11 protein-coding genes and 5 pseudogenes are annotated in these 17,767 nt (G+C 58.4%); 13 read left to right on the top strand and 3 right to left on the bottom strand.

Going from position 1 to position 17,767, the window contains the following annotated elements:
• Positions 1 to 125: 125 nt before the first annotated feature.
• From AC629_RS08910 to AC629_RS08900, 3 genes are all read left to right on the top strand, one after another.
• Positions 126 to 1,439, top strand: a complete 1,314-nt coding sequence (locus AC629_RS08910) for a glycoside hydrolase 5 family protein (RefSeq protein WP_245331766.1) — start codon at positions 126 to 128, stop codon at positions 1,437 to 1,439.
• 27 nt (positions 1,440 to 1,466) lie between these two features.
• Positions 1,467 to 2,864: a serine O-acetyltransferase gene (locus AC629_RS08905; protein ID WP_084804335.1), complete on the top strand. Its 1,398-nt coding sequence runs from the start codon at positions 1,467 to 1,469 to the stop codon at positions 2,862 to 2,864.
• A gap of 368 nt (positions 2,865 to 3,232) precedes the next feature.
• Positions 3,233 to 4,078, top strand: a complete 846-nt coding sequence (locus tag AC629_RS08900; RefSeq protein ID WP_143199004.1) for a hypothetical protein — start codon at positions 3,233 to 3,235, stop codon at positions 4,076 to 4,078.
• Between the two features lie 449 nt (positions 4,079 to 4,527).
• Here the strand turns inward: AC629_RS08900 and AC629_RS08895 are convergent, their stop codons facing one another.
• Positions 4,528 to 4,785 carry a hypothetical protein gene (locus AC629_RS08895; protein WP_143199003.1) on the bottom strand — a complete coding sequence of 86 codons (258 nt, stop codon included), beginning with the start codon at positions 4,783 to 4,785 and terminating at the stop codon, positions 4,528 to 4,530.
• On the opposite strand from AC629_RS08895, the pseudogene AC629_RS50485 reads away from it, so the two are divergent.
• The 3 genes and pseudogenes from AC629_RS50485 to AC629_RS08880 all read left to right on the top strand — a co-directional run.
• Positions 4,751 to 5,185 (top strand): annotated as a pseudogene (locus AC629_RS50485) (glycosyltransferase); the annotation flags it as partial. The gene AC629_RS08895 and the pseudogene AC629_RS50485 sit on opposite strands and share 35 nt — an antisense overlap.
• On the top strand, positions 5,130 to 5,978 hold the full coding sequence (locus AC629_RS08885) for a glycosyltransferase family 4 protein (protein ID WP_084804332.1): 849 nt from the start codon (positions 5,130 to 5,132) through the stop codon (positions 5,976 to 5,978). The pseudogene AC629_RS50485 and the gene AC629_RS08885, both read left to right, overlap by 56 nt.
• Positions 5,979 to 7,546: 1,568 nt before the next feature.
• Positions 7,547 to 8,548, top strand: coding sequence for a glycosyltransferase family 2 protein (locus AC629_RS08880; RefSeq protein WP_168195428.1), 1,002 nt, complete (start codon positions 7,547 to 7,549; stop codon positions 8,546 to 8,548).
• Positions 8,549 to 9,042: 494 nt separating this feature from the next.
• On the opposite strand, the pseudogene AC629_RS50480 reads toward AC629_RS08880, so the two are convergent.
• A pseudogene (locus tag AC629_RS50480) lies at positions 9,043 to 9,258 on the bottom strand (hypothetical protein); the annotation flags it as partial.
• Positions 9,259 to 9,645: 387 nt separating this feature from the next.
• On the opposite strand from AC629_RS50480, the gene AC629_RS08875 reads away from it, so the two are divergent.
• The 6 genes and pseudogenes from AC629_RS08875 to AC629_RS45100 all read left to right on the top strand — a co-directional run.
• A complete protein-coding gene (locus AC629_RS08875; RefSeq protein WP_210419008.1) occupies positions 9,646 to 11,031 on the top strand; it encodes an NAD-dependent epimerase/dehydratase family protein in 1,386 nt (461 codons plus the stop codon).
• On the top strand, positions 11,031 to 12,959 hold the full coding sequence (locus AC629_RS08870) for an HAD-IIIA family hydrolase (protein ID WP_084804329.1): 1,929 nt from the start codon (positions 11,031 to 11,033) through the stop codon (positions 12,957 to 12,959). The genes AC629_RS08875 and AC629_RS08870 overlap by 1 nt, the downstream gene beginning before the upstream one ends.
• The gene (locus tag AC629_RS08865) at positions 12,949 to 13,950 is read left to right on the top strand and encodes a GHMP family kinase ATP-binding protein (RefSeq protein ID WP_084804327.1); all 1,002 of its coding nucleotides are present in this window, start codon (positions 12,949 to 12,951) and stop codon (positions 13,948 to 13,950) included. The genes AC629_RS08870 and AC629_RS08865 overlap by 11 nt, the downstream gene beginning before the upstream one ends.
• The gene (locus tag AC629_RS08860) at positions 13,947 to 14,660 is read left to right on the top strand and encodes a D-sedoheptulose-7-phosphate isomerase (RefSeq protein WP_084804325.1); all 714 of its coding nucleotides are present in this window, start codon (positions 13,947 to 13,949) and stop codon (positions 14,658 to 14,660) included. Before AC629_RS08865 ends, AC629_RS08860 begins: the two co-directional genes overlap by 4 nt.
• Before the next feature lie 472 nt (positions 14,661 to 15,132).
• Entirely contained in the window at positions 15,133 to 15,339 is a 207-nt protein-coding gene (locus AC629_RS08855; RefSeq protein WP_143199002.1) for a hypothetical protein, read from the top strand.
• A gap of 61 nt (positions 15,340 to 15,400) precedes the next feature.
• A pseudogene (locus AC629_RS45100) lies at positions 15,401 to 15,701 on the top strand (helix-turn-helix domain-containing protein); the annotation flags it as partial.
• On the opposite strand, the pseudogene AC629_RS08850 reads toward AC629_RS45100, so the two are convergent.
• A pseudogene (locus AC629_RS08850) lies at positions 15,640 to 16,296 on the bottom strand (IS256 family transposase); the annotation flags it as partial. The pseudogenes AC629_RS45100 and AC629_RS08850 overlap by 62 nt on opposite strands.
• A 156-nt stretch (positions 16,297 to 16,452) precedes the next feature.
• On the opposite strand from AC629_RS08850, the pseudogene AC629_RS08845 reads away from it, so the two are divergent.
• Positions 16,453 to 17,251, top strand: a pseudogene (locus tag AC629_RS08845) (IS630 family transposase); the annotation flags it as partial.
• Between the last annotated feature and the right edge of the window lie 516 nt (positions 17,252 to 17,767).

Here is a 17,767-nt window from a genome sequence, read left to right as displayed (position 1 = left end):
TCGTGCCCGACGGCTCAAGCAGTAGCGGCAGAAGCATAATGTCTGCCGGACCGCTGGCTGCTCCGGTTTCCAACGGGCTTCCTACTATAGGAACAGGACAATGAAAGTCGCCCAGGCTCGCTCACGTGCAGAACGCAAAAGGCACTATGACATCGAGTGCGCGTTCGCTGCCCAAATTCGGCAAGCCCGAGCGCAAAGATCTGTATCGGAATAAAATGATGCCGAGACAGAGAACCAGATTGCAAAAGACACACAGCATCATCGTCGCTGCTCTTACGTCGCTGAGCATAGTTGCACTCTTCGCCGCTAAGCCCGCCGTCGCGAGTGCGTTCGTGAAAACAGAGCGCACGCAATTCGTTCTCGACGGGAAGCCATTCTACGTTACTGGCGTGAACAATCATTATCTGTCGTGGGGATCCGACGCGGAAGTTACGCAGGTGCTCGATGATGCGGTGGCGATGGGCGCCAACGTGGTCCGCACTTTTCTCGGCACGGCAATCGGATCGCCTGATGGTGAAGTCGCACTGACAATCTGGAAATTTCACAATGATGGAGCCAATAGCAGCGCTCTCAATGTCCACGGCCACTACTTCCTGTACTGGGATCCATCCGCGCACGGCATGGCGATCAATGCCAGCAGCATGCGAAAAATTGATCTCCTGATTGCCGAGGCGGCCAAGCGCCGCCTCAGGCTGATCCTCACGTTTCTCGATTTCTGGTCATTCACCGGCGGCTCCTATCAGATGAGCAGCTGGTACGATCTACCAACTCACCAGGGGGCACCGTGGGATACCACTAATCCTGCGTTTTTCACCGACGCCCGTGTCATGGCGGATTACCAGCGGTGGGTGAAGTTCGTCGTCGAGCGAATCAATCCGCTAACCGAGATTGCGTACCGTGACGATCCGACAATATTCGCCTGGGAATTGATGAATGAGGCCCACGCCCCAATCGGCCTGCGCCGGCAGTGGGAGGCCCAGATGGCGGCCTATGTCAAGTCGCTTGACCGGAATCACATCGTGGGCGCGGGCGACGATTACCCAATCTTCGATGCGCCTGGAATCGATTTTGTTACATGGCACGGCTACCCCAAATACCTCGCCATCACCCCTGATCAATTCAACAACGAGATAACCAGTAAGTGTCGGATGGCGCCGCTGTACCAGAAGCCCGTGGTTCTTGAGGAATTTGGCTATGCCCGATCGCATCCCGATCAGGCGAAGGCTTATAAGATGTGGCTAGACACAATGGCTGCTGACTCGGATTGCGCCGGCTGGCTGGTATGGCGGCTCGTCTCGCCTCAGGATGATGGTCAATATCCCAAGGACGAGGTCGAGCAGTTTGACGTGCACCACGATGACGGAGAGACATGGCAGGTGCTTAGCAATGCCGCGCACCTGGGCCGTAAAGTTGCTGACGATGTGGGACGGAGCAGGTGAAAAACGGTCGATAGGGGAACAAATGTCATGAGAAGAACCATGCAGGCGTCCGGCGTCAGCACTGACGAAACCGCGCCGCGCCCGCGAGCCGTCCGCCGCATGACCTGGTTGCAGCTTTATCGCAGTGATGTCGGCCGGTACAGACAGTATCGTCCTGGTGCATCACTGCTGAATCTGCTGGTCGCCCATCAAGGCCTATGGGCACTTCTGGAGCACCGAATTGCATCTGGTGTGCATAATGCAGCATTGCCCCCTGTCATCAAACGTCCATGTCTATACGCCCTGGAGATTTGGCAAAAAGCCGTCGAGATCCTGACCGGCATCTCGATCAGCCGTGAGGCCTTCATTGGCCCCGGTTGCTACATGGGCCCCCAACACATCTTCATCGGCAAGGATGCTATTATCGGTGCACATTGCACCATCTTGAACGGAGCGACTATCGCTGAATCAGGTCGCGGGACGCAGAGAGGGACACCGCGACTTGGCGACCGCGTCGTGATCGGCGCGAAGGCGGTTGTTATCGGCAAGCTGTCAGTTGCCGACGACGCTGTCGTTGGCCCAAACTCGTTGGTCATTTACGATGTCTCTGCGTCGAGCGTCATGATGGGTGTGCCGGCCAAATGTTTTAGCCAGGCAGGGTCTCGCGACATGATCCCCCCTCAAACCGAGTACCCATCATCCGGCGATAGGAGGACAAATGTCATGAGAACACCTATGCAGGCATCGGGCGGCAGTATTGATGAAACCGCGCCGCGCCCGCGAGCCGACCGCCGCCGCGACATGACATGGATGCAGCGTTATCGCAGTGATATCGGCCGCTACAGACAGTATCGTCCTGGTGCATCACTGTTGAATCTGCTGTTCACCAATCAAGGCCTATGGGCACTCCTGGAGCACCGAATTGCGTCTGGTGTGTATAATGCAGCACTGCCCCCTGTCATCAAACGTCCATGTCTGTACGTCTTGGAAATTTGGCAAAAAGCCATCGAGGTCCTGACCGGCATTTCGATAAGCTGTGAGGCCTGCATTGGCCCCGGCTTGTACCTTGGCCGAAGACATATCTTCATCAGTAAGGATGCTATTGTTGGTACGCATTGCAGCATCGGGCACGGAGTGACCATTGCTGAGTCAGGTCGCGGGACACAGCGAGGGACACCGCGAATTGGCGACCGCGTCCTGATCCTCGCAAATGCGGTTCTTGTCGGCAAACTCTTGGTCGGCGACGATGCTGTCATTGTCCCAAACTCGTTGGTAATTTACGACGTCTCTGAAGCGAGCGTCATGATGGGTGTGCCGGCCAAATGTTTTAGAGGGTCTCGCGACATGTTCGTCCATCGACTACCCGGTTATCCGGAGGGGAGGGAGCCAGGCGCGCCTGACGACATGTTGCCCTCTCCGGGGACCGGTGCCGAGCCACCTGTGTGATTGCGCCTTATCCGGACGTCAACTGGGTGGCAAGTTTCCAACGTCGCACCAACCCCGGTACAATCTCGGGGTAGAGTTTTTGAGCATTCTGAAATCAACGTCGGAAAACTTTCGAGCATGTATCGGTAGTCATCTGCGCGTAGACCCTTGATCGTTGGAAAGATCGAAGGAACGTGATCAGTCTTGGAGACTACGTGCTTGGCGTCTGGGGAGTGCTGTCACGGCATTTCCTGCCGGGCTGCGTGCCTGGTCGTCGCGGGGCATAACGGTCCTGTCGCCTGCCAGCCGACGTCGATGAGCACCCTGAAAACTGCTCAGAGTTCGAACTCTGATGAGAGAGTTTTCTTGAATTAGAACTGGGGGATAGCGTGACTTTGAATGCAAGGAGTTTTTTGACAGCAGGTGATACGTTTACGCAAAGCCAGGAGGCGGCATTCTTTACCTCCATTCGCCTGCGTAACGGCACCTTTAAGACCACCGACCACCATCGCCTCGATGATCTCAATATGCTGGTCATCGGCGAGTGGCGGAAACTTGACCGTAAGCCACGCCAGATTATGGACGTAGGCGTATCCTCGGGGGTTTCCTCGCTCGAATGGGCGGATGCCTTAACGCGCGTTGGCATCGACGCGGAAATCTTGGCGACGGACTTGTGCATGCGCGGGAGCCTCGTGCGCCTAATGCCGCAATATGAGGTTCTTCTCGACCGCGATGGCAAGGTGCTTCAGCACATTGTCGGCAATCGTCCGGTGCGATGGTACTTGGATGGGCCGCGAGATTTCTTCAGGGGGACCGGTTTCGTGATCGCCGCGCTCAATGCGTTTGCAAGCGCGCTATTGCTGTTGACCAATGGGAGGCGAAGGGGGAAGGATGTTCTGCTGGTGAACCCGCATGCGCGCGACGACGCCCGGCTGAGTTTTGCTGAGGATGACATACTGGCGCCGAACCCGGAGCATCTACGCGGCCGGTTCAACGCAATCCGCGTGGCAAATCTGCTTAATCATGGCTATTTCGACGCGGCGCAGTTATGCCGCGCCGTGGACAATCTTAAGGATCGCCTAGCGGGTGCCGGTTCGTTCCTGATTGTGAACCGAACGCACCCGGACGGCACCAATCACGGCACGATCTTCCGGCTTAGCGAGGCGAACAAATTTGAAATCGTGGCCAAGATGCGGGACGGGAGCGAGATTGAGGATATCGTGTTGTCGGCCTGACGCGGAGGAACGCAATGCTTTGATCGCGTTTTCGTAGCCTGTCAGGGCAAACCCGAGCCGGGCTGAGGTGCCTTCGAGAAGGAGTTTGCTCATATTGGGATCGACCTCCAGCGGGATGCGCATGGAGGAGGAGATCGAGATGCTGCGCTCACGTCGTCCCGCGCGGACGTCGATTACGATGAACAATATTGGCGCTTCCGCAACCTCACATGCTGCCGCGTCCTATTCAGCAGCCTATTCCTATCTGGGGCGCCGCTGGTTGACACCTTTAGGTCGGCTGAAGACGTAAAGACATCGCTCGCGATGATCCGCGGCTACTCACGCGAATTGGGGCACGAACTGAGGGCCCGAATTCGAGGCCACCATCTACCATAATATCAACGTCAACGAGACCGCGATGGGGCGTTCGCCGAGTCCAGGCAGTTTCTCGACAGCTATTACTCGGTCGATTACCACCAGGACATGCTCCGGCTCTGCGTGAGCGGCGAGGCGACGGTAATCCAGGTGCAGTCAACCAATATTTTCGCGCCGGCTCTGCTCGGGACGGTGCCGCGCCCGGCTTGGGCAATCGATTGCTTTAATTCGCGGGCCAGGCGGCTGATATTCGCGATCGTATCGATGGCCGCGAGCGCTGGCTTGCCCACCGTCGACGGAACGTGAGGAAGGTCAAGGATGGGAATCTCGACAGTGAGAAAGACTTTGGTCACCGGAGGAGCAGGTTCGTCGGCTCATCCTGCGGCCCACAATCGGCTTCGAATCCTCTTCTGCACGATAGGCTATCACCCGGGTCCGAGTTCAGGGGCCGAACACCAGGCCCGGCTGCAGGCGGAGGAGTTGGTCCGTCGGGGTCACCATGTGACGGTTGTCTGCCCGTCTTGCGCGGGCGTCTCCTCGGGATGGGTCAGCGGGGTTTTCGTTCGCCGCCTCTCTTGGCTACGCCGATGGTCGAAGGCCTGGACTTGGAGTTACCTTCCCGTACTGGCAGTCTTTCTGGTTTTTCGTGTTCGCCGGTTCGATCTTGTGCACGTCCACTACGCCGGTGTGCAGGCCGATGTCGTTTCGCTCGTTGCCGGACTGCTTCGCCGGCCAATCTATGTCAAGTTGGGGGGGGGGCGGCCGAGAAAGGGAACTGAGACCGATCAGACCGGTTGCCTGGCTGACGAGATCCGCGGGCCTGCGCCGTGCAACCCGCGTCCAGGCAACATCCGACCAAATCGCGGCTGGTCTTCTCGAGTTGGGTGTTCCACGGAACCGGATTGTGCGGCTCCCCAACGGCCTGGACACGGCCCGCTTTCTTGAGCGCACTGAGAAAGATCAAGTCGCCGCACGCCTGGCACTGGGACTGCCGGCTGACCGCGTTATCGTGCTCTACGCGGGGCGGTTCGCTCGGCACAAAGGCGTGTCAGACTTGCTCGACACCTGGACGGTGACGTCCCAGCTACAGGATGCCGTGCTCGTCCTTGTCGGAAGTCACGCACTAGCGGTCGACGATCCCATTGGACCGGTTGAGGAGAGCGAGCGCGTGATCCTTCGCGATTGGACCAAGGACATCCGCGATTACTACCGGGCGTCGGACATTTTCGTGTTGCCGTCGCACGGCGAGGGCATGTCGAACGCGCTCCTCGAGGCAATGGCGTGCGGACTGGCGGTCGTCGCGACGCGCGTCGGCGCCGCACCCGAGATGATTCGCGATGGCATAGACGGTCTTCTCGTGGAACCTAGAGACCGGTTAGGGTTGGGGATGGCCCTCAGCCGGGTGGTTCAGGACCCCGGGCTTCGCAAGCGAATCGGGCATGCGACCGCATCGACGGTGCGGGATCGTTACGCCATCCAGTCGGTAGTCGCGGCGATCGAGTCCACGTATCTCGAAATCGCCGGCCGCGCCCGGGCGGTCACATGATCGTCTCCCGCACAGGTCAGGCTGCCGTCGCCATCGAAGCCTCACCACGATCCCGAAGATGCCGGCGCCCAGTGCCGCATGATGGCGGGACATGCGAAGGAAGATGCGGATCTCGTTTCAATTGTGCCGGGCATGCGCGCGCTCGGGGATCGTCATCGGCATGCGCTCCAATATGAGGTCGCGGCATCGCGCATCCGCTGCGCAAGCTACTGCTGATGCCGGTGTATCTCTGGCCCGTGCTATTCATTCACCCGGTGCTGGGATGGTGGTGGCGCCGGCGCTGCGGGTCGCCACCCGTCTCGAAGAGGAAGGCCGCCTCGGTACGCGCGGTGTCCGTTGAAGCTCGTGAGCCGCAGAAGTGGCTCGGAACGATTGGCCAGCATTGCCTGCCTCTTCTATATGGGAAGCACGGTCTGGGGTAATGTTCGAGTCACAGTTCGCCTACGAGACGATCGCGTATGCTCTGATCTCGGTCGTCCTGTCGGCTGCAGCGCAACTGGACGCAGGGCCCGGCACATCATGGCGCCATTTGACTGCGAGCATACCAGTGTGCATCCTGGCGCTTACTCATCACATGACTAGTTACCATGAAAAAACTAGTTACCATGAAAAAGCGGTGGCGCCAGGCGCAAAGCAAACCCGTGACCTACGCAGGCCCTCTGCGAGGGTGTCTTGGGAGGTCTTGGTGCGTTGCCGCGGGCCAAGCACTGGCACTGGGTTTTACCGCGAGATGATCGGCGGAAGAAGTGCAGCGGTGCGGTCGATCAGGCTGTGGCGGCCGTGGCCGGATTCGCGGCAGCCGCCTCGGGTCAGTATCCATATTTCTTGAGTGCCCATCGTGGGGCGTTCTTTGCACAGTGACGGTGTCCCCTTGGTGCAGCAATTGTTCGTCTGCTACGCGCGGCTAGTAGGCTGGATGCAAGCTGACCATAGGAGGCTGTGACCTCCCGCAACGTCCTGACATGGCCGAACAGGTCGATGACCCCCAGGCCGGACTGGTGATTGTGGGTGTGGCACACCCGAACGCTCCGCACGAATGCGGCCGACCGGGGTCTGCGCAAGCTTCGACCGATCGAGCGCATCGATCTGGCAAAACGTCACCGCGCCGCCATACCGCGGCGTCGCGTCGTAACATTCAATGCCTGCAGCGAGGCAGGCCTCGCGCGTCCATCGACGGGATGGGGCGTAGGTCGACCACAGCGCCGGGTTCGAGCGCTTGCGGTCGATCACCCAGATAGGCATTCGCCCGCGGCCAGGCTGCGGCACCCCCCGAGGCCGTTCAGCTCCCACCGATCACGACAGCGGAGACCTGTGAATCCGCAGAGCCAAACATTGGGTCGGGATCATTCACTGATAATGCGGCGTCCTATTGAAGCGACTGGAATCGGCCAATCGATATTCTCGAATACCACTATGCCCGATCGGAGGCGGGCCGTACGAAGCCAGAGGGGTAATCCATCGGGGCCATTGCACTCGGCCCCGCCGGAACGTCAGCTGGCGAGATGAGTGTCAGCTCTTGGTCATAATCCTGTGACGAAGCCGGCAGCTTAAGGAATTTGGGGGACGCATTGGAACGTTCTGAAATCGGCGACAGAAAGCCCAGCGATGTATCCGTCGTGATCTGCGCGTATACGCTTCATCGTTGGAGCGAACTGAATGCAGCTGTCGCGTCGGTGCGCGAGCAGACTTATCCGGCGCGAGAAATCTTCGTCGTCATCGACCAGGAAAGCGAGGCACTGCTAGAGCGTGCCAGGCGCGAGATGGAGGGGATTGAGGTCGTCGTGAATAAGGCGGCGAGGCTGTCAGGCGCTCGCACGTCCGGTGCCGAATTGGCGACCGCCCCGATCGTTGTCTTTCTCGACGATGATGCAATCGCCGATCGCAATTGGCTTGCGCATCTCGTCGAGACTTTCCAAGATCCGCGCGTTCTCGGTGCCGGCGGACATATCGATCCGTTGTGGCTCCGGCCACCGCCCGGCTGGTTCCCCGCTGAATTCAACTGGATCGTCGGTTGCACCTACACCGGGATGCCAGTCCACAACGGACAAGTTCGCAACCTGCTTGGGGCCAATATGGCGGTGCGCGCCGACGTGATTCGTCGAACTGGCGGGTTTACCGCCGGGTGGGGTGGAGGCTCGACGAGACTTGGCGGGCCGCGCGGAGGCAAAGCGGTGTCCGAGGCCTGCGACGAAACCGAATTCTGCATTCGCGCCTCACGCCAGTTTCCGGGCGGTATTTGGCTCTATTGCCCGCAGGCGCGTATCCAGCATGTCGTGCCGGCCCAACGAACGACGTGGCGCTATTTCGTCCGCCGCTGTCGCATGGAAGGAACCGCCAAATCCGTGCTGACCGGGGTGACCGGTTCGCGTGACGGGCTGGGTTCGGAGCGGCGGTATGTGCTGACGATCGCACAATCTTTCTTCCGCTATCTGATCACCGGGAACTTTGGGCGGGCATTTGCGATTTTTGTCGGCTTGGCCGTCACAGCCATCGCCTATGGACAAACGCGGTTATTGCAAGCACTTGCTAAAACTTGGTCCGGCGAACGCCTGAACTGCCGGATCCGGTAGGGCTGGTACAGTTCCGACTCAGGAGGCCACCGCGTCACAAGGCAGAGCGCGGCGCGCCCTCCCGGTGCCACCGGTGTCAGTGGCGCCCTAGAGGCCCTGATGTCTCTCCATCCAATCCGACTCATCCTTGGGCTGGCGCACCCGGCGACAGAGGTTTCCGGTAGAATTGGGTTCGTTTCTTTATTTTGAAGCCGATCTCCGCCGCCGGATTGATTGCCAAACGTTGAATTGTCCATCTGACCAGCTTCAGCGGCTGGCTCGACCGCATGCGTCCCAGCCCAAAGGGGTGCCGCGGTGCCAAGGGGGCGATCCCCTGTTTCTGCCACCACGCCCGCTCATCGCCGTGCCGGTAAAGCTTCCGATGATGCAGTCGGCGACATCGGTGACCAGAACTTGGTGGCGACAATGTTAGGGAACACGGGCTCGAGGCCACTATTCATTTTACAGCTCGTATCGAGCTGCACAGACCGAGCGATGATCAACGTCGACTTCGTCTACCACTGAAAGTTAGCATACGAAGGTCGAGGTTGAACCGAGTGCCCGGTCCAACGCCGCGCAATTAATCGGGTTGCGGCACGCGCGTTGGCTTCATTCGTCAACTCCCAAGCCATAGTTGTAGGATCGTCGCGATAGCGGAGCCCCGTTCGGGGATTCATCCGGTTCACGACGTATTCTCCCCAACACCGATAATCCCGTGTCTTCCGAGGATCGGTGAAGAAAAAGGAGTCCGGGCCTCTATGACCGCAGGGCTAGACAATCGCCGCCAAACCGCCGTTACCGGCGACGCAAGCTGTGGCCTGAAGATGCGAGTTTCGCGGATCCTTGAGCCTAACCTACCGACGCAACCCGTTCTCGGCATAGCTTCTGATATGAGCCTCGATCGAGCTAAAGGGTAATCGCTCGTTACGGCTTCGTGGATTCTCAACCAAGCCAGCCTTCGTCGTGGGCGCCGCCGCCGGTCCGACGAAGGTGAGTCGTGTCAATCTGGTAGTCTGTTGCATGCGGCTTCGGCATGAAGCGCCGGCGGAAGTTGTTTCAGGACACGCCAGCCGACCCGGATCGCGCGCAGATTGCTCACCCTATGGATCCGCGCTGCCTTGAAGCTGGAGACCATTATAATCCTGAGCCCGGCCTTGAATCCCGGCGAGAATGGGATCGTCGTTGGCGTCGCAGCCGTATTCTGCATGTCATCGGTGGAAGCCGACGCACAGGCGGGCGCTCTGTGGTCAAGTTCGGACCAGCAAGATGGGGTTACCCCGGAGGAGGGATCGCGGTTCGGAGAAAACCATGCAATGATTCAAAGACGCACGAGGGAGCGCATGACCTTAACGGCCCTGCTGGAGAGTCGCCTTTGCCCCAAGGCCATTGTACCGCAACCCGAAGCAGGTGGGCTAACCAGCCCGAAGATGAAACGGCGGCCACCCCGCACCGATCCATCCCGCGTTGCCGTTGCATCATTCGGAAGAGCTGAGAGGGCTCGCGCACAAGAGGAAGGGGCAATCCGATTGGGTCAACCGCACGCTATATTTATATCAGGGGTCGCGGGCTTTGTAGGAAGCAAGCTCGCAAGACTCTTTATTGATCGCGGATATCCGGTCGTCGGCTTTGATAACCTATCACGAGGTTCTCGGGAAAACCTGAGTGGGCTCCTTACGAATGAGAGATTCATTTTTGAGAAGGTGGATCTCTCAGACGCAAATGCAGTGAGAAGCCGCTTTTTGAATTGCCACAGCCGAATTCTGATTTCCGAAGTGTGGCACATGGCAGCAAATTCGGACATTCCGGCGGGAATCGCCGATGCCTCTGTTGATCTGCGCGATACCTTCCTATCGACGTTCAACGTGTTGGACTCGATGAAGGAGGTGGGGATTCCGTTTCTGGCTTTCGCTTCCAGTTCGGCTGTATACGGCAATTTGGGAGAGGCTCCGATCAGCGAGGACGTCGGGCCGCTGCTACCCATTTCCAATTACGGCGCGATGAAGCTCGCATCGGAGGCGCTAATCAGCGCGGCCGTCGAGAACTGGTTAGATCGGGCGTTGATTTTTCGCTTTCCGAACGTGATCGGTGTCCCGGCGACCCACGGCGTCGTTCTGGATTTCGTGAGAAAGCTAAGGAGCACGCCAAACAAGCTGAATGTCTTGGGATCGGGACGACAGCGGAAGGCATATCTTCACGTCAATGACTTGATTGACGCGCTTGTCTACCTGCGTGAAAACGCATCGGAGCGGCTTGGCTACTACAATATCGGTCCCGAGGACAAAGGGGTAACCGTTAGCTTTATAGCGGAAACGACCGTCGAGGCTGTCGCACCGGGCGCCGGGATCGAGTACGGGGTTGAAGATCGCGGCTGGACAGGGGATGTTCCCCGATTTTCCTATGACATAGCAAAGATCCGTGCGCTCGGTTGGCGGCCCCAGCTTGGTTCGGCTGACGCCGTTCGCAAAGCTGTCGTGGAGATCGTGGGACAGGAAGGACACCTGTGATGCAGGCGGTTGTACTTGCAGGTGGTCGAGGAACACGGCTCAGGAGCCGGACAGGTGATTTGCCAAAGTCACTGGTCAACGTAGGTGGCAGGCCGCTCCTTGAGCATCAAATCATCCTCGCTAAGCAGCACGGTATCGAAAGCATCTTGATCCTGGTGAACCACGCAGCCGAGCAAATCGTGGAGTTTTGCAATCAGCGTGAGAATTGGGGGATTGACGTTCGTTGCGTAAATGACGGTGCACCTCGCGGGACTGCTGGAGCAGTTCTGTCCACCTTGGACGTGCTCGGCGACGATTTCCTTACGATCTATGGCGACACGATGCTCGACGTCGACCTCACCCGCTTTAGGTGCTTCCATGAAAAACATAAGGCAGCAGCGGCAACAGTTTTCACTCACCCGAATGATCACCCGCATGATTCCGATCTGATCGAAACGTCAGAAGACGGCATGGTGACCGCGTTCCATCCATATCCACACGATCCCGGTTGCTATTACCCAAACAGAGTCAGCGCGGCTCTCTATTACATTCGAAAGCAAGCCTTATCCCCGTGGCGCACCGCAGTCACTCCGCTCGATTTCGGCAAGGACCTCTTTCCCGAGATGCTTCGGGTCGGCATGGAGATTAGAAGCTACAACAGCCCTGAGTACATAAAGGATGCCGGAACCCCTGAGAGACTTGACAAGGTCTGCGCCGACTTTGAATCGGGCCGCATAGCTCGATCGTCACTCTCATCTCTGCAGAAAGCGGTGTTTTTGGACAGGGACGGGTGCATCAATGTCGACTATGGGCACGTCGATCGTCCCGAGCGCCTCCAGCTGATTGAGGGAGCTGCGGCCGCGATCGCTTGTTTCAACCGAGCCGAATACCGGACGATTGTCGTCACGAACCAACCCGTTGTGGCGAGAGGTAATTGCTCCGTACGAGACCTTCAGGTGATCCACAACAAGATGGAGACCGAGCTTGGCCGATGCGGAGCTTTCGTTGATGCGATCTATTTCTGTCCGCATCATCCAGATCGCGGCTTTGCCGGTGAGGTGGAAGAGCTGAAGATCCGCTGCGAATGCCGCAAGCCTTCCACCGGGTTGGTTGATGAGGCGGTCGAGGCTTTCAATATCGACCGGAGTCAGTCCTGGGTCATCGGCGATTCTTCCACAGATGTCGCTCTCGCAAAGCGGTCTGGCATCAGATCGATCCTAGTCGAGACGGGCGCGGGCGGGCTGGATGGCAAGTATCAGGTCATGCCTGACTATACCGTTTCAGACTTGTCTGAGGCTGCTGAGTTCATTCTCGCCGTTCATCCGCCCTTGATTCGCTCAGCATCTGATCTGACCGCGCATGTGAAGCCAGGTGATGTTTGTTTTGTAGGGGGCCTTTCCCGGAGCGGAAAGAGTTTTCTTTCCAGCGCCATCGCGGAGGCTCTTCGCGGGCGTGGCCTTGAGACGCAAGTCGTTGCTCTTGATCGCTGGATACGGTCCGGCGCAGTTCGCGAACCAACGGTGATGGGGCGCTACAATGTGGACGAGATCAGGAGAGTTCTAAGCCGTATGGCGGGAGTTCGTTCTCGCGAGACGTGCGATCTGCCCTTTTACGAAAAGCTAAGCCGCACATCGCATCCAAGATCGGAGCAGATAACCATTTCTCCGGAAACCGTCCTGGTCGTGGAGGGGACTGTCGCTCTTTCGCTGTCCGATGCGGTGTTGGGCGGTCGTTCGCACACGTTCTTCGTTGACATCGATGAGGAGCAGAGGAGGTCCCGAGTAATGCGAGAATACTTGCGGCGAGGTATGGATCGGGAGGCCGCTGCGAGTATTTACAGTTCGCGCCAAAAAGACGAGGCCCCGATCGTGTTGGCGTCGCGTGCGAGCGCAAAACATCGTGTCCGATTGCAGGCGATTGAGCCGATTGAGGCAGTGAATGATCATTAGTCAGACGCCGCTTCGAGTCAGCTTTGTGGGAGGTGGTAGCGATCTCCCTGCGTTCTATCGTCAGGAAGGCGGCGCCGTCCTAAGCGTTGCTATCGACAAGTACGTCTATGTGAATGTGAACCGCAAGTTCGATAGCGGTACTCGAGTTGCTTATTCCAGAACGGAAGAGGTGGATAGCGTTGAGCAGATCCAGCATCCGATAGTAAGGGCGACGATGGGATATCTTGGGATCCGTGGAGGTGTTGAGATAACAACTATTGCGGATATTCCATCCAAAGGAACAGGGCTTGGGTCCTCCAGCACGTTTACAGTTGGCCTTCTGCACGCACTAAATGCGTTTCGGGGTCAGTATGTCTCGAAGGCAAAGCTCGGCGCAGATAGCTGTCTCATTGAGATCGAACTTTGTGGCGCTCCCATTGGAAAGCAAGATCAGTATGCCGCCGCTTTCGGGGGGTTGAATCTTATCGAATTTCATCCGGATGAGAGCGTCTCGGTCACGCCGCTCATTTGTCCGCGTGATTTTATAGTGTCGATTGAGAAGCAGGTTCTCATGTTTTACACCGGCATCACGCGTAGTGCATCAGACATTCTCGTCCGGCAGTCGGCGGGCATCGAAAGAGCAGCGGAAAAGCGGAAAGCGCTCAGACGGATGGTCGAACTCACGTATCAACTTCGTGACGAACTGCAGCGATGGAACCTCGATGCTTTCGGCGAAATCCTCCATGAGAACTGGCTCTTAAAAAAGAGTCTCGCTGAAGAAATCACGAACGATGCGATCGATGGCTGGTACCGAAGAGCATTACAAGCGGGCGCCAAGGGCGGCAAGCTACTCGGAGCAGGTGCGGGAGGTTTTCTCATGTTCTTCGCGCCTCCCGATCGCCACGACGCAATCAAGGTGGCCCTGGGGGAGCTGCAGCACATTCCTGTGAAGTTTGATTTCGCCGGAAGCCGCATCGTTCATTATCAACCAACATCGGAGCTCACTCAATGAAACAGTTTAGCAGCAGTGCCCGATCAACCGATATCGAAGCTCACTCAATCAATCAGTTCAGCGGTACCGCTCGAGCCTATTTCAGAAAGCTGGAGGCCGTTCTGGCCTCATTGGACCACCAGAGTTTCGATAATGCAGTAGCCTTGGTCGCGCAGGCGCAGGAAGATGGGAAGCAGATAATCACGCTTGGAAATGGTGGCAGCTCACTTACGGCGCTACATTTCATCACGGACTGGAATAAGAGCATCTATCTCTCTACCAAGCGTCCTTTTCGTGGTCGGTCGCTGGTCGACAATGTGGGCCTGGCGTTTGCGTACGCGAACGATGTTTCTTTCGAGGATGTATTCGTCGAGCAGCTGAAGAACGTCCTGAACGATGGCGACTTGGTCATTGCGATTTCGGGAAGCGGGAATTCGGAGAACGTTTTGCGTGCTGTTCGATACGCCAATGATCGTGGCGCGGTTACACTAGGTCTTTGTGGATATAGCGGCGGAGTGCTCAAGCAGATTGCCCAGTATGTGGTCTTGGTCAATGTGAATGACATGCAACTCTCGGAAGATATACATGCGATGTTTGGGCATCTCGTTATGCAGCGTCTTTGTCTTGGACGTGCCGACGAAGCTTGGGAGGCCGGCAACGGTGCAGCGCTGCTGGAGGGCTCGTTTGGGCCGTGGCCTTCTCTGTCCGACAATGCGTCCCACAGAGCATGAGCGCATCGGCGCGTTCGCTTACGTTAGACGGCTTAGAGGAGCCGCCGAAGCCTCGTTGTAGCAGCTGTTATCGCGCTCCTCGGTCAGTTTGGCCAATGAGCGTGGCTCGGTCTTGGAAGCCGACGCGACCACCGAGCGCGTCACGTGAAAATCAATGCACGTCCAACTGTGCCAAGGCGTTCCGGCGATCCCGTGGTCTTGATCGGCGCTCTCCGACGGGCGCGGGCCTTGCTCGGCTGGAAACCAGAGCGATCTGATCTGGAAATTCAGGTCCGCGATGCATGGAGATGGATGGCGCAACAGCGGTGAGTACTTTCGAGTCACTGGACGGCGATCTGCGATGCGCAAGTGGACGTTCGATCGTCGCTCGGCCTGTAGCCCAATAGTGGCCCAAGAGAGGTAGTTCGTAAGCTACCAAAATCTCCGGTTTGCCGCGGGACGAGCAGGTAGAATGTTGTCGTCAGCGGGGATAATGGTGCCCGAATATCGACTCCACGTTCTGGACGAGCACGGTCAGTTGATGGCCGCGGTGAAACTCGACTGCACGGACGACCGTGCTGCGAAAGAGTGCGCCATGCGCCTGGCAGACAGAAGCGAAGTTCAGCTCTGGCGATTGATCGCGCGGTTCAGGACTGACGATCCGCCGCAGAAGCGGCGACGAAATGCCTTTGCGCGCTAGTCATCTGGAATGCAAGTTCGTCACATAAAAGAGCGCTGGGACCCTGCGGAGGAGAGCGCTTGTGGCGAATGCAGGTACGAGAGGCCGGCCGATCGCGCCGTTGGTGTTGAGTCCGCGGGAGCGGGCATACTTGGAGAGGCAAGTTCGTCGTCATCGTGTTGCCCGGCCGCTATCTGAGCGATGCCGCGCGATCCTGCTATGTGCGGACGGATTGTTGCCAAGCAAGTCTGTGGCTGCCGAACTCGGCCTCCACGAACACATCGTTGGCAAGTGGCGCCGCCGATTTTTTGAAGGATCGCAGCGCAGGCCACGGCGGGCGAGCTTGCGCAGGAACGCCGTCCAGAACGTCTCGGCCTCGGACGGCCCAATATCCCTTCCGAGAACCTCGCGCCGGCCATCGCTGTTGACGCCGACCGCGACGATCACCGCGACTGAGACGATGCGCCCCTGCTGGCGGACCTTCACATAGGTGGCGTCGATCCACAGATACGGCCAGTCGCCCTCGATCGGACGGGCGAGGAAGGCCTTCACCTTTTCGTCGATCTCGCCGCAGAGCCGGCTCACCTGGCTCTTGGAGATGCCGGTCATGCCCATGGCCTGCACCAGATCATCCACCGAACGGGTCGAGACGCCCTGCACGTAGGCTTCCTGCACCACGGCGGTGAGTGCCTTCTCGGCCATGCGCCGCGGCTCCAGGAAGCCAGGGATGTCGGAGCCTTTGCGCAGCTTGGGGATGCGAAGCTCGACCGACCCGGCACCGGTCTCCCAGATCCGGTCGCGGTAGCCGTTGCGCTGAGCCAGACGCTTGGGGTTCTTCTCCCCATAGGCTGCCCCGGTCTGGCCCTCCACTTCCAGCTCCATCAGCCGCTGGGCGGCAAAGCCGATCGTCTCGCGCAAGAGATCGGCATCAGGGGTCTTCTCCACCAGCGTGCGCAGGTTCATCTTGTCGTCGGTCATCGGTAGTTCCTCGGTTGCGTTAGCGTGTTGCAACCCGATCCTACCGGCGAACTGCCGGTGACCACCGCAACGCCGCCCGCCCGCTACGGCGGGGCGCGCGTGCGGACGGCTTTGCTCTACCGAGCTACACCATCACTGGGGACACGACCACGAGGCCCCGGCCGCCCTCGAACCATCAACGACGATCAGGTTGCTGAGGTAATCGAGCGGACGTTGCGTACAACGCCGCCCGACGCGACGCACGGGTCGATCCGCTCGATGGCTGCGGAAGCTGGCTTTCCCCACACCACAATCCGCCGAATGTGGACGGCGTCCGCACCGCAGCGAGACATTCAAACTGTCGAGCGATCCGCTGTTCGTCGACAAGGTGCACGATATTGTCGGGCTTTATCTGTCGCCACCGAACCGAGCCGTTGTCCTCAGTGTCGATGAGAAGCGTCAGATACAGGCCCCTGATCGCGAGCAACCGGTCTTACAGCGACGTGCGGCATGGTACAACCACGCTGTTTGCTGCACTCGATGTCGCCTCGGGGTTTGTCATTGGCAAATGCTACAAGCGCCATCGGGCTGTCGAGTTCTTGAAGTTCCTCAAAGAGATTGACGATCAAATCCCTGAGGGATCGCTGTCCACATCGTCATGGACAACGCCACCCACAAGACCCCCAAGATCAAAGCGTGGCTCGCCCGTCGGCCGCACTATCATGTCCACTTCACGCCGACTTCCGCATCCTGGATCAATCAGGTCGAGCGCTGGTTCGCTGAACTCACCAGAAAACAGATCCAGCGGGGTGTTCACACCTTCGTCAGGCAGCTCGAGGCCGACATCCGCACCTTCATCGACCTGCACAACAGAAATCCAAAGCCCTTCAAATGGACCAAGTCCGCAGACCAGATTTTGGCTTCCGTCAAACGCTTCTGCCTCAAAGCCCAGCAGACTTTATGTGGTGAACTTTAAATTCACGTGACTAGATCCAGCTTTCATCGCGCCGGTCATAGTCCATGTCGCGCTACCTCGCTTGGACGTGGTTGCGCGTGCTGGCGTAATGGATGCCCCGAGCCGGCAGGCAAGCCGCGTAGCGATCCCAATGTTCGCGATGCAACGGTTGGCTCCCAGGACACGTCACCGATGCCTGACGACCGAGTTGGTCGATGGCGTGACCAGTGCCGAGCTTCATGGAGAGCGAAAACGGCGTCTTGAGGCTCAAGAGCCGGAAAGGCAATCACGCATACCGCGCATGCGATCATCGCACGTCTTCGACGTCGCAACCGATGCCGTCGTCGGGCCGCATATACGTAGGTACAAATCACATTTCGAAGCTTTTTTCGCCATACTTCCTAATTACCCAGCCGATCAGCAGACGGGGGGGCGACTTCAAATCCCGCTGTACTGAAATCTGTTCGCGGTGCCAGCTGCGAGCATGTGGTATGTCGCGCGCCTTCGCGATGCGCGGCAGTGGAATTCCCTGTTATC

Source organism: Bradyrhizobium sp. NAS80.1 (assembly GCF_001908205.1).
GTDB lineage: Bacteria > Pseudomonadota > Alphaproteobacteria > Rhizobiales > Xanthobacteraceae > Bradyrhizobium.
This window is presented reverse-complemented; position numbering and strand designations above follow the sequence as displayed.